The following is a 12,053-nucleotide window of genomic DNA, read 5'->3' on the forward strand; positions in this document are numbered from 1 at the left end:
ACACGTAGTATGGCTTACGTTAAGGTAAGCCTCTAATTTTATTGGTTAAAGTTCTAGTACTTATTTATAAAAACTTTATTACTATTCTCACTATTTAAATAAGTTATGCTATTTAAAAAATAGTAGTATCTTTTGCCTAATATTTCCAATAGTATATAAGATGGTAAGAAAAGGTTTTTTATATAGTGCAATGATATTGTTTGCCTTACAAGTTGGGGCACAAGAAAAAATAAGTACTCTAGAAGCACAGAGTGCAAGTCTGATGCAGGACAAGAAGTACGAGCAAGCGCTTCCTATCATGGAAGGTTTATTAGTTCGTACAAAAAATCCTAAGTATGACTTTCAGCTTGCACAGTTACATTCCTTACTAGGAAATAAAGAAAAGGCTCTTATGTACTTAAATGCCTATGTACAAAAGGGTAAAATAGATACTACTATACAAAGTTATATTGAGTTTATTCCTGATTTCGAACCTTTGCATGATATGCCAGAATGGAAAGTATTTGTGCAACAAATAAAAGAACATAACCTTAATGAAACGAGTCCTTATAAAGATGTAATTGCAGTATTAGATCAGATTTTTGAAAAAGACCAAAATATAAGAAAGGATTATAACCTGTTAATTGCTAAAGGAAAGGGAGGCACTAGAGAAGAAGAAGTACTGATTGAAAAGATGCAAGCTATAGATTCGTCTAATTTAATTGAGGTAGAGAAGATATTAGATAAGTACGGCTGGTTAGGCAGAGAAGAAATAGGGCATAAAGGGGTTACTACACTTTTCATAGTTATACAGCATGCTAACTTAGACGTTCAGAAGAAGTATCAGCCTATATTAGAAAAGGCAGTTAAAGACAATAAGTTAGAAGCAAGTAACTATGCTGTATTAGTTGATAGGATAGCGATGAGAGAAGGCAAGCGACAAATATATGGAAGCCAGATAGTCACTATTGATAATAAGGGGGCTGTACTCTGGCCAGTAGAGGATATTGACAATGTAGATCAGCGTAGAGCTACTGTAAAGTTAACTCCCACATTGGAAGAATATGTCTCTAAGAACACAGGACAGAAGTGGAGTATTGAGAAGTACAAGGAAGACAGTGCAGCATTAGAAAAAGAGCTTAATATAAAATAATGACATTTCTATTTTTTTAGTTTAAATAAGTCAGTACATGAATTACTTAGAGAGAGGTAAACTTTTTGGGGATTGTTGTAACCAAGTGTTTGGCAACGATATTGTAGTGAGTAAATCAATTGCAGCTCCTAGTCTACATGTGCCATGGCATTATCATGAGAACGCTTATTTTATTTATAATATTAATGGGCATCTTAACGAAGTTACAAAAAAAGGAACGTCAGATTTATTGCCTAATGATTTGCTGTACCATCATTCCCAAGAAGCACATTACAATTGTAACATCCAAGAAACTTTTGAGTTTATACACATTGAGATAGAGCAGCGTTGGTTTGAGAAATACAATGTCAATGACAGCACTTTAAAAGGGGATCATTGTATCGATAACCCAACTATCAAGAGTATATTCAGTAAGGTGTATACAGAATCTTTAATTCAAGATAGTGTTTCTGCTATTGCTATAGATGGTTTGCTGCTGCAGGCTTTTGCAGAATTATTGCGCACTACCGCAAAGTCAGTCAGTGATAAACCTCTTTGGGTAAAAAGAGTGGTAGAACTTTTAAATGACGGCGACCACAACTACTTTTCATTAGAATCATTAGCAAGTGAACTAGATTTACATCCCGTTTATTTATCGCGTACGTTTCCAAAATATTTTAATACAACACTCAGTGATTATATAAGATCAATTAAGTTAGAGAAGGCTTCTCGATTACTTATAGCATCTTCACTTAGTGTGGCTCAAATAGCTTATGAGTGTAAGTTTTCTGACGAGAGCCATTTTATAAAAGTGTTTAAAAAGGCTAATGGTATGACACCTTTTCAATTCAGAATGCACAATATTTAAAACTAGATTATAGGCTGCAAAGGCTCTTCTCTAGTTCTTTAAAATAGAGAGAAATATGATAACCATCTACTAATCCGTGATGAGCTTCTACTGAAATAGGTAGATACATTTCTCCATCTTGTTCAAATAGACCACCAAAAGATATTTTAGGCACACTGTCTTTTGTATTAAAGTTGGTTGGGTGCAGTATACTTGTAAATGATACCCATGGTAGAGTGGTATGTCTAATCAAATCTACTTTTACGTCATCATCGTTTAATCGCAGACCAGTAGAGTGATGTACTTCCTCTATTTCTTTATTTAGATTGTCACAGAAAGTTTGAAAGTCTTTGTGATATTCAGCGTATATAAAGGCAAATGTGTTATCCTTTCTAGAAATAGTGGCTCCAGCATTAATTTGAGGTAATTCATATACCTTATCTTCTATAATTCTCAATTTAAAAGCTTGAATGTCATTGATAACTTTCATGGATTGGTGAAGATATAGAGCAAAAAAAGACCATTTATTTAACTTTGCTAGCTGGTAAGCTGAAGTACATTTTACATTAGCAGTTACCCCCAGAAAAGGACTTTGCATTTTTGAGAAAAACTCAAAGTGTTCTTTTCTATTCCAAGTATCAATATCTATTAGTTTCATTGCTTAAGAGCTTAATGTTGAAGGAGAGTAAAAGTAATAAATAATTCCATTACACAGCGTTAAACAACTAATTATCACAAACAGGTTAAAATTATACAATTAGGTTAAGTAGATACTATTTTAGTAAATAGTAAGGGCGTACTTTTGTTTTATTAAAAGGAGAAATAGTTATGTACAGTTTTAAAAGTGATTATTCAGAAGGAGCCCATCCTAACATATTAAATAGTTTATTAAAGTCTAATTTAGTGCAAGAGATTGGTTATGGGTTAGATACCCACTCTATCAATGCTAAAGAATTAATCAGAAAGGCAATTGGCAATCCTGAGGCTGGTATCTATTTTATGAGTGGAGGGACACAAACCAATTTAATTGTTATCTCTCATGTGTTACGTCCCTATGAGGCGGTTATTTCTGCAAGTTCAGGACATATTAATACTAATGAGACAGGTGCTATAGAATCGATAGGACATAGGGTAATTAGTATAGATGCACCTGATGGTAAGCTTTGTGTAAGTGATATTGAAAATGTGATAGCAAGTCATGGTAATGTGCCTCATGTGGTAAAGCCTAAGATGGTGTATGTCTCTAACCCTACAGAGTTAGGAACTATTTATTCGAAAGAAGAACTATCATCTTTATCGCAATTTTGTAAGGATAACGGAATGTATTTTTACCTTGATGGCGCTCGTCTAGGTCATGCACTTACCGCAAACGGTAATGATTTGTCATTAGAAGAATTAAGCGCTTTGGTAGATATATTTTATATTGGAGCAACAAAAAATGGGGGATTATTAGGAGAAGCAACTGTATTTAATAATTTAGAATTAGCTAGAGATTTTGATTTCAGTGTAAAGCAAAAGGGGGCACTATTGGCAAAAGGTCGTTTATTGGGAATACAGTTTGAAGAATTGTTTAAAAATGATTTGTATTTCAAATTAGCAAAGCACGCTAATGAAATGGCTGGCAAAATAACAAATGAAGTCATGCGTTTAGGTTATCATTTTTTAGCAAGTTCGCCTACAAATCAACTATTTCCTATTTTGCCTAAATCATTAATTGAAAAGCTTAGTAAAAAGTATGACTTCTACATTTGGAAAGATATAGATAAGGATAATGCTGCCATTCGATTAATTACTTCTTGGAATACAGATGAAAGTAAGGTAGATGCATTTATCAGCGATTTACAAAATCTATAGGGAGAATGGTGCTAATTCAAATCGTAAATCAAGACTAACGATTTTTAATCACAAAAAAGTTGCTCATACTTTTAAAAAATAGTAAAATTGAAGATTATCTCTATCAATCTCTTAGATAATCGATTTATTGACTTTTAGAAGTTGGAAAATAATAAAAGTTGCAATGTAATCTTATCAGCAGGTTGATGATCTTTTATGGAATAGAGATGGGGAGTTGAAAAAATAATATATCAAGCCTACTTCTTATTTATACCTAAAGTTTGATAATAATCGATTACAACTAACTATTTATAAAATATGGCAAATAAAGATTTTGAATTAGGAATAGACTATGCTAAAGCTTTAGATGATAAGGATGTGCTAAAAGCGTTTAGAGATCGCTTTTATCAATTAGAAGGAGGAAAGATTTATATGGATGGCAACTCTTTGGGTTTGGCTTCAAAAGATGCAGAAGCTGCGTTATTAAAGATGTTGGAAGTATGGAAAAAGCAAGGGATCTTAATTTGGAATGTAGATGAAGGTCATTATTTCCACTATGGATTAAAGTTAGGTAAGCAATTAGGCAAATTGATAAAGGCAGAAGAAGATGAGGTTATCGTAACGGCAAATACTACTTTAAATATTCACCAAGCGATAGCTACTTTTTGGAAACCTACAAAAGAGCGATATAAGATATTAGTTGATGATTTAAACTTTCCTACCGATCGCTATGCTGTCGATAGTCAGATTAAGTTAAAAGGATATGCTATCGATGAGGTTTTAAAAATAGTGGAGAGCGCTGATGATATTTTTATAGATGAAGAGAAAGTAATAGAGGCAATGACAGACGATGTTGCCCTTATCTTATTGCCATCAGCTCTGTATCGCAGTGCGCAATTGTTGAATATGGATCGATTGACAAAAGCGGCACATAGTAAGGGAATTATCATTGGTTGGGATTTATGTCATTCAATTGGTAGTGTACCTCATGATTTCAAGAAAGTTCAGCCTGATTTTGCAGTGTGGTGTAATTATAAGTATTTGTCAGCTGGTCCAGGCGCATCTGCAGGAATCTATATCAATAGAAAGCATTTTGATAAAACTGTAGGTCTAGCAGGATGGTTTGGCAATAAAGACGAAACGCAGTTTCAATTAAATCATCAATTTGAACAAGCGCCAAATATTGTAGCTTTTCAAACAGGAACACCTAATTTGTTTTCAATGGCTCCTTTAGAAGGAGTGTTGAATATTTACGAAGAAGCAGGAATTGACAGAATTAGAGCGAAATCACTAAATCTAACCGCTTATTTGATGTATTTAATTGATAAGAGATTGAAGGGCTACGGTTATTCGTATAATAACGAAACAGATGATAAGAAACGCGGTGGTCACGTAGCCTTAGTGCATGAAGAAGCTTATCGCATTTGTATAGCATTAAAGGCTCATGATATTGTGCCTGATTATCGCGAACCTGACGTAATACGATTAGCGCCTATTGCATTATACAACTCATATGAAGATGCTTATAAACTAATAGATGCATTAGAAATAATAGGGAAAAATAAAGAATGGGAGCTATATAGTAATGAAAGAGCCCTTGTCGTGTAAAATAGAAAAGCCTTGATTAAATCAAGGCTTTTCTATTTTTTATATACGTTAAATACTTCAAGTACTTCTAATACTAATTCTGGATGTTTTTTCGAAAAGTTTCCAAGCCAAAAATATCTTAGTTTATTTTTGTTCTTTTCATCTTTGAAATGAAAGATAAGTCCTTTAGCGACATTATCATTATCTATAATCAATTCGACGTAATTAATTTGACTTTTAGCAATTTTGTTATCAAATACAATATGCTTTGCCTGGAAAGCTTTAACAAGCATAAATAGTGCTCCTAAAACAAGTATTGCTCCTATTATTTCTTTATCAATAGAAAAGAAATAATAAATAGGGAACAAAAAAACGATAAAACCTATTAAGAATAATTCTTTTATAGGCAGGTGAGTGTTCTCAGCATAATGCTCTATATTCCCATCTTTTGTAAATAGTACGATGTAATCAGGATAGTTGTCGATATGGCAATATTCCTTTTCACCCTTAATAATGTCGATTGCATTTTTGGTAGAAGTTATTATGGTTGTAGTCATATATCAATGAGTTAGTAGTTTTAGTAGTCGTATAGTTGTCTTTTAAGAAGTTATTTAAGTTTAGGGGGTATATGAATAACTCATTAAAAAGCATCTCTAAGTTCTAAAAAAAATTAATATAATCAAAGGATAATCCACAACAAATAAGGTTGTTAACCTTGTTTTATACGTATAACTACTTATTTAATTTTAATCTCGTTTGCTTTTTTGACATTATCTTCTGTTCTAGTAATTAGATTTATAAAATAGAAATCAGGCAGAAGCTCTGAGCGATCAATCTTAGTCACTTTAATTTGCATAATGTTTTTTCCATCAATTGTTACATCACTTGGCAGTCCATTGATTAGCTTACCATCAATAGCAAATAGGTAAGGTTCACTACCTAATAAAGTGTATTTATTTATGAATTCATGCACAGGTAGGAGTTCAGGCGTATAGTCTTCTTTTAATATTATTTTTACAGTACTATTGTATATAATCCCATCGCGTTCAATGGCTGAATTCTCTACCTTCATTTCTTTTATAACATTAGGTAGTATGGTGTTTATTCCTTCATTAATAGCTGTGTCGTTGACAAGGTATAAAACAGTGTTTTTACTTTTATTTTCAAATACTGTAATTGGAGTAGTGTCCTCTAACGTATAAGTATGTTTTTTTTCTTGAGCAGAAATATTTAAAGTAGCAAGCAATAGTATTGCTGAGGTGATTGCTTTTTTCATGATTTTAATTATATAAATTTATACCTCTGAAGGGCTAACAAATGTAAATATTATTCGTCATTAAAAAATATAATTTCGAAAGGTGATAAACACTTTTGTCTTAGATTTATAGTTTAATCTTAGATCTTGATTAAAAAAATAAATAAATGTAATTAAGATGAAATATTTAAAAGTAAATTCGTTATTGCTAATAGATGTATAAAGGTAGTTTATGAAGGCGATAAATATAGAAGTTCCTAATCGTTTAAAACCATTTGTAAAACGTTTTTGGTATGCAAAGATTGATATAGATAATTATGAACATATGAATTATCGCATATTAGCAGACGGTGCACAAGGAATAATCTTTCAACATAATAATGGTAATTCTGTTTTATATAATGGTTTAGATCACAGAAAATTACCTATTGGATTTATCTATGGTCAAAAAACAAATGTTCCTTGTGTTAACTATTTTAATGCTGATGCTCAATTGTTCGGTGTTGACTTTTATCCAACTGCATTTCAAAAGATATTTAATATTAATGCTGCCGAATTAACAAATACTCTAGTTAATGCAGATGAATTGCTTCCAATTTATTTTACAGAACAATTGGTAGAATTGAACTTAGCAGAAGAAAAAGCACAATTGCTTATTAAATATTTTTTATCGAAAATTGAGAATTGTGATAGTGATACTTTAGTAGATTATTGTGTAAATGAAATTATAAGGGTGAGTGGTACTATTGCTAATTCTAAAGATTGGGCAGATAAATATGATATATCGCAGCGTACTTTTCAGCGAAGATTTAAAAAAAGAGTTGGGATAAATATGGAAACGTTTGGGAGAATTATTAAATTTCAAAAATCAGTTCAATTGCTTCAGAGACATCGTTTTACGAAATTAAGTGATGTTGCTTATATGTTGAATTACGCAGACCAATCACATTTCTGTAGAGATTTTAGACTTTTTGCAGGTTGCTCTCCTAAATTTTTTGTTACTCATAGTTATCCTACTATTCTTGAAAATTCTACACAATGTTTTGATACTACACGTATTATTAAAATTGAGTAATACATTTGAAATGTCGTTTATATTCTATTTTTAATATACTATAAAATTGATTTTTGTATAAAAATAATTTATATAGTATGGTAAAAATACATCATTTAAATTGTGTAGAGATTAAATCTCCCACAGGGGATATAGCTATTGGTCATTGTTTAGTTATTGAAGAGGAACAAAGCGTTGTTTTAATTGATGCTGGTGTTGGATTATTAGATTCTCTAAATCAAACGAGTAGGTTTAGTCAGGATTTAATCAAGCAAGTTGGGTTTCAATTAAATGAATCATTAACGGCAGTACACCAATTGAAGGCTTTGAAAATTGACCTATCAAAGGTAAAAGATTGTGTTATTTCACATATGGATTGCGATCATATTAGTGGAATATCTGATTTTAGTAATATTAGAATACATCTGGGACACGAAGAATACAATAATTATTTATCAGGTAACCCAAGGTATGTTAGAAATTTACTTCCTGATGATTGTTCAATAGTAACTTATAATAGCGACAAAGATATAAATTGGTTTGGTTTTAGTGCACGTCGTGTGTTTCTGCCAATTTTAACAGAGGTGTATTTAATACCACTTTTTGGTCATACTTATGGACATTGTGGGGTATCTGTAAAACTGAATGATAATAAATGGTTGTTTTATGTGGCTGATGCTTATTATTTACAAATTGAGTTAGAGGATGATAAACATCCTGTGTCTAATCTAGCTGCGCAAAGAGCAGATAACAATGAATTGCGTATCGCAACTTTGAAAAATATTAAAGAGTTTATAACGAAATATCCAGATATTAAAGTTTTTAGTTATCACGATCCTCAAGAACTATAAATGGAAACAAATTAAAAAAGAAGTACTATGATGCTTCTTTTTTACAATTAGCTAAAATTAATGTAGTTTTTATAAAGTACTATTTCTAGTAAAGATTTTTTTTTGAAGTGGAAAATGAGTTATTACCACAAAAAAATACTTTTTACACTTTTTATAATAAAAATATAATTAAATGTATTTTTAAATAAAAATAGTTTTTTTAGTCTTTAGTGTGTTGTTTTTTATGAATATTGGTGTTTTTTTTGTTTGAAAAGAGTATAAATTAACTTTTTTAGTGTTTGTTTAGTTTATATATTGAAAATTAATACTTAAATTTGGCATATGTTTTTTTGGCTTTTCTTAAAAAAGGGGTGACATTGTAGTTTAAATTAAAACTTAATGTTTTTGAGAAAAGCATGAAAATATAAATAAGTGTAGAATCAAGATTAATTACTCTATGAATAAATAAGTTAGTACAATAAAAATTGTAGTAATTGAGTTAGTGTAGTAGGTAAGAGTAGTTAATGAGTAAAGTTAGGTATGGTATGAAAAAAGAATGCACTCAAAATAGAACAACATTAGCAGAATTATATTTTATAAATATTAACGATATTACAAGAGGAGAAGTTCTAAAAGTAAATAAGCTTTGTGATTTCTCTCTTTATAAAGAATTGAAATCTAAAGGGGTAGAGCAACTTAATGAAGATGAGTTACAAAGGTATCAAACTTTGTTTTGTGAGTGTGAGGAAGCTATCCTAAAGGAGGGGAACTATTTAGTCAATAACGATGATTTCTACTGGGAGTTCACAATTGATAATGAAGGGCTGCTATTTGGGGAGTCATATTTTTTGAATAAAGAAGATAAGAGTGAATATTATCTAATGTTTGACGGAGGTATAGCAGTTAGTGGGGATGTTGGAATTAATGAAGCGTTGCACACTCATTTTGAAATTAGCAACACTACTTTGATTATTGAGAGTTATAATGAATTGGGAATTATTCAAGAAAAAACAGAAGTCTATTTATACTCGTTGGGTCAAAATAATATGATTAACTATTATTATTACCCAAATGGTCAAATAGAAAAGATTGAAAATGATATTGATAATGTACGAATTTCTTATTATCAAAATGGGCAGATAGAAAGAATAGTAGATTTGGAGAACAATAGTTCAAAGTGCTATTTAGAAAATGGTCAGCTCGTAGCTGAAAGTATCCAGATAGATCAAAACCTCCATACAATTACTTATGAGAATGGTGTATTGGTATCAAGATCAATTTCTAATGAAGAACAAGAAGTAACTTATTTTTATGTAAATGATCAAGTGCACTATTCTTGCGTACTAGATTATGCTACTGAAATGACTTCTTTTTATGATAGTAATGGAGTATTTTGTAATCAAAATAGCGTTCAATACGCATAATAATAAACTATAGGTACTATAGAGTTGACTTTTTCGATGCCTTTTTATAGTTATTTGATGTTTGAAATTAAAAAAACACATGTTAAATAGGAATATAATATATTGATTATAATGTATTTGTATTTTTAATTGAATTTTATTTAAAAAAAATGCGGAAAGTAGGATATAATTCAAAACTATTTCCGTAATATTGCACTGTTAGTAAAAACTGTTATTTACTAATGTCATCCCTGCGCAGGCTTCCAATTCTGTTCAGGGATATTTTTTTGTTATATACTTCCTCCGTTGACTTTTATTAATCGATCTCTTCAGGTATTTTAAATAAAGAAAGTCTATCCATATTTTATGTATAAATACTGTAATCTTGTACTAATTTGCTGGATGATGCCGCTATGATACCGCAATGATGCCGCTAAAACATGGTTAAATAGCGGCATCATTGTGGTACCACTGCAGTATCAAAGCATGATCATTATTCTGTATCTTGTGTTATTATAATAACTAAGTATTCTACACTAATTAGTTGTTAATTATTTTATTGTTAATGAGTTGGTGTTGGATGGATTGGGGGGTTATCTACTTGGTTTTAAATGTTTTTTCCAATTTCGCTTTTTGATATTGAGATGATACAAGTGTTTATTATGATTGATAATCATAGTTCTAAGGTGTAGATTGTAATACTTACTCAATATGAAGTATTACAATGTTTAAATTAGTGGTAACTTCTGAGATTACTTGCTTTTATTGTTTTTTTCGTCATCTATTTTTTTATATTCGTAAATTGACCTTGTAGAAGGTTAGCTATTAACTAAATAAACTAATGAATTATGACAAAGGCAATACAAGACTTATATCCTGAGAACTTAGCACACTGTTTTGGATGTGGTAAAGAAAATAAAGAGGGGTATCAATTAAAAACTTTCTTAGTAGGTGAGGAAACTATAAGTACATTCTTACCATCTGAAAAGTATACAGCTTTGCCAGGTAGTGTTTATGGTGGATTGATTGCTTCATTATTAGACTGTCACGGGACTGCATCAGCGGCAGCATTTGCTTGTGTGAAGGATAATATTCCCTTAGAAGGAATCATTCCAGTACGTTGTGTAACAGGAAATCTTAATGTGAATTTTAAAGCATTGACACCAATGGGTGTAGAACTTGTGATTAGAGGAAAACTCAAGAGTATTGAAGGGCGTAAAATAACTGTAGAAATGACACTATCGGCAAATGATAGCATCTGTGCTACTGGTGAAATATTAGCGATTAGATTAAAAGAATAGTACTAAAAGGCAAGGATATTAATCTACAGAAAATATCGGTTCATTAATATCCTTGTTGTTATATTAAAAAATAGATCTTCTGCTTATTTCACGTACAACTAAAGTATTAGCAATCATATCATGTAAGCATTGTTTTCTGTCTGTAAAAAAGAACATGAGATAACCAATCATAAAAATCAGGGCACTAAGAAAACGTGCAAAGTATCTTCCCGTTGCTTGACCAAAAGTAACTTTATCACCGTCAATACTTAATAATTGAATCGATAAAGCACTTTGTCCTACTGATTGTTGTTTCTTTCCAGATTGAGTAAGTGCGAAATATAACCAATTGGCAATAATTCCAGCAAAAATAATTGAGGGAATTAATAGTATTAGGAAGTCAAGAATAAATGCTAAAAAACGTTCACCAAAGTTTGCATAGCGATAAGTAATAATTTCATTTGTTGTTTCGTCTAGGAATTCAAGCGTTCCGTTATTGAGATAAGTAATTTTATGTCTAGTAAAATTATAGTTGTGAGAGGGTATAATCTTACTCTCCTCATTATCTTTTCTTATAATATATTCGCTCTTACTTGTGGGAGTGTTATAGTTTCTAGATGTTTTACTTTGATGGTCTTTAATAATAGATATGAAGGCATGAAATTCAGGAAAGTTTATAGCTTCAGACCATTTGTTTAAATCCTCATCCTATATTAGTGAGTCAGATTTAATATTCATCATTTCTAAATCCTCTTTAGTATAAGGTCCTCTCTTATAATTACCATCAAATAGGTAGTATGTTTTTTTTATTATAGCAATTTGTAAATATTGCTAAAAGTTAATTATTTGTTTA

12 protein-coding genes are annotated in these 12,053 nt (G+C 30.8%); 8 read left to right on the top strand and 4 right to left on the bottom strand.

What is annotated here, in order from left to right; all coding sequences use genetic code 11:
• Positions 1 to 160 precede the first annotated feature (160 nt).
• A complete protein-coding gene (locus RH98_RS13245; protein ID WP_010255781.1) occupies positions 161 to 1,132 on the top strand; it encodes a DUF6624 domain-containing protein in 972 nt (323 codons plus the stop codon).
• A gap of 37 nt (positions 1,133 to 1,169) precedes the next feature.
• On the top strand, positions 1,170 to 1,979 hold the full coding sequence (locus tag RH98_RS13250) for a helix-turn-helix transcriptional regulator (RefSeq protein WP_010255783.1): 810 nt from the start codon (positions 1,170 to 1,172) through the stop codon (positions 1,977 to 1,979).
• A gap of 7 nt (positions 1,980 to 1,986) precedes the next feature.
• On the opposite strand, the gene RH98_RS13255 is transcribed toward RH98_RS13250, so the two are convergent.
• Positions 1,987 to 2,616, bottom strand: a complete 630-nt coding sequence (locus tag RH98_RS13255; RefSeq protein WP_010255785.1) for a chloramphenicol acetyltransferase — start codon at positions 2,614 to 2,616, stop codon at positions 1,987 to 1,989.
• A 170-nt stretch (positions 2,617 to 2,786) separates the two neighbouring features.
• On the opposite strand from RH98_RS13255, the gene RH98_RS13260 reads away from it, so the two are divergent.
• Together RH98_RS13260 and kynU are read left to right on the top strand one after the other, a co-directional pair.
• Positions 2,787 to 3,812 (top strand): threonine aldolase family protein, encoded by a 1,026-nt coding sequence (locus RH98_RS13260; RefSeq protein ID WP_010255786.1) that lies wholly within the window; start codon positions 2,787 to 2,789, stop codon positions 3,810 to 3,812.
• Positions 3,813 to 4,109: 297 nt separating this feature from the next.
• Complete coding sequence (gene kynU, locus RH98_RS13265; RefSeq protein ID WP_010255787.1) at positions 4,110 to 5,399, top strand: kynureninase; 1,290 nt, start codon at positions 4,110 to 4,112, stop codon at positions 5,397 to 5,399.
• 32 nt (positions 5,400 to 5,431) lie between these two features.
• Here kynU and RH98_RS13270 read toward each other — a convergent pair whose 3' ends face one another.
• Together RH98_RS13270 and RH98_RS13275 are read right to left on the bottom strand one after the other, a co-directional pair.
• A complete protein-coding gene (locus RH98_RS13270) occupies positions 5,432 to 5,935 on the bottom strand; it encodes a hypothetical protein (protein ID WP_010255788.1) in 504 nt (167 codons plus the stop codon).
• Positions 5,936 to 6,114: 179 nt separating this feature from the next.
• On the bottom strand, positions 6,115 to 6,654 hold the full coding sequence (locus tag RH98_RS13275) for a hypothetical protein (protein WP_010255789.1): 540 nt from the start codon (positions 6,652 to 6,654) through the stop codon (positions 6,115 to 6,117).
• Positions 6,655 to 6,865: 211 nt separating this feature from the next.
• Between RH98_RS13275 and RH98_RS13280 the strand changes: the two genes are divergently transcribed.
• The 4 genes from RH98_RS13280 (at position 6,866) to RH98_RS13295 (ending at position 11,221) form a co-directional block, all read left to right on the top strand.
• Positions 6,866 to 7,708, top strand: coding sequence for a helix-turn-helix transcriptional regulator (locus tag RH98_RS13280; RefSeq protein ID WP_010255790.1), 843 nt, complete (start codon positions 6,866 to 6,868; stop codon positions 7,706 to 7,708).
• A 77-nt stretch (positions 7,709 to 7,785) separates the two neighbouring features.
• Positions 7,786 to 8,538 (top strand): MBL fold metallo-hydrolase, encoded by a 753-nt coding sequence (locus RH98_RS13285; protein ID WP_010255791.1) that lies wholly within the window; start codon positions 7,786 to 7,788, stop codon positions 8,536 to 8,538.
• 524 nt (positions 8,539 to 9,062) lie between these two features.
• Complete coding sequence (locus RH98_RS13290) at positions 9,063 to 9,941, top strand: hypothetical protein (RefSeq protein WP_010255792.1); 879 nt, start codon at positions 9,063 to 9,065, stop codon at positions 9,939 to 9,941.
• Positions 9,942 to 10,768: 827 nt separating this feature from the next.
• Positions 10,769 to 11,221, top strand: a complete 453-nt coding sequence (locus RH98_RS13295; RefSeq protein ID WP_010255793.1) for a PaaI family thioesterase — start codon at positions 10,769 to 10,771, stop codon at positions 11,219 to 11,221.
• A 63-nt stretch (positions 11,222 to 11,284) separates the two neighbouring features.
• Here RH98_RS13295 and RH98_RS16210 read toward each other — a convergent pair whose 3' ends face one another.
• A complete protein-coding gene (locus RH98_RS16210) occupies positions 11,285 to 11,878 on the bottom strand; it encodes an RDD family protein (RefSeq protein ID WP_081498635.1) in 594 nt (197 codons plus the stop codon).
• Positions 11,879 to 12,053 lie beyond the last annotated feature (175 nt).

This window comes from Myroides injenensis M09-0166 (assembly GCF_000246945.1).
In the GTDB taxonomy this organism is placed as follows: domain Bacteria; phylum Bacteroidota; class Bacteroidia; order Flavobacteriales; family Flavobacteriaceae; genus Flavobacterium; species Flavobacterium injenense.

What these genes read in the sequence shown, in the direction of transcription:
- RH98_RS13280 (WP_010255790.1), top strand. Translation starts at nt 6,866, where the DNA reads ATGAAGGCGATAAATATAGAAGTTCCTAATCGTTTAAAACCATTTGTA.
- RH98_RS13245 (WP_010255781.1), top strand. Translation starts at nt 161, where the DNA reads ATGGTAAGAAAAGGTTTTTTATATAGTGCAATGATATTGTTTGCCTTA.
- RH98_RS13275 (WP_010255789.1), bottom strand. Translation starts at nt 6,654, where the DNA reads ATGAAAAAAGCAATCACCTCAGCAATACTATTGCTTGCTACTTTAAAT.
- RH98_RS13290 (WP_010255792.1), top strand. Translation starts at nt 9,063, where the DNA reads ATGAAAAAAGAATGCACTCAAAATAGAACAACATTAGCAGAATTATAT.
- kynU (WP_010255787.1), top strand. Translation starts at nt 4,110, where the DNA reads ATGGCAAATAAAGATTTTGAATTAGGAATAGACTATGCTAAAGCTTTA.
- RH98_RS13270 (WP_010255788.1), bottom strand. Translation starts at nt 5,935, where the DNA reads ATGACTACAACCATAATAACTTCTACCAAAAATGCAATCGACATTATT.
- RH98_RS13255 (WP_010255785.1), bottom strand. Translation starts at nt 2,616, where the DNA reads ATGAAACTAATAGATATTGATACTTGGAATAGAAAAGAACACTTTGAG.
- RH98_RS13295 (WP_010255793.1), top strand. Translation starts at nt 10,769, where the DNA reads ATGACAAAGGCAATACAAGACTTATATCCTGAGAACTTAGCACACTGT.
- RH98_RS13250 (WP_010255783.1), top strand. Translation starts at nt 1,170, where the DNA reads ATGAATTACTTAGAGAGAGGTAAACTTTTTGGGGATTGTTGTAACCAA.
- RH98_RS13260 (WP_010255786.1), top strand. Translation starts at nt 2,787, where the DNA reads ATGTACAGTTTTAAAAGTGATTATTCAGAAGGAGCCCATCCTAACATA.
- RH98_RS13285 (WP_010255791.1), top strand. Translation starts at nt 7,786, where the DNA reads ATGGTAAAAATACATCATTTAAATTGTGTAGAGATTAAATCTCCCACA.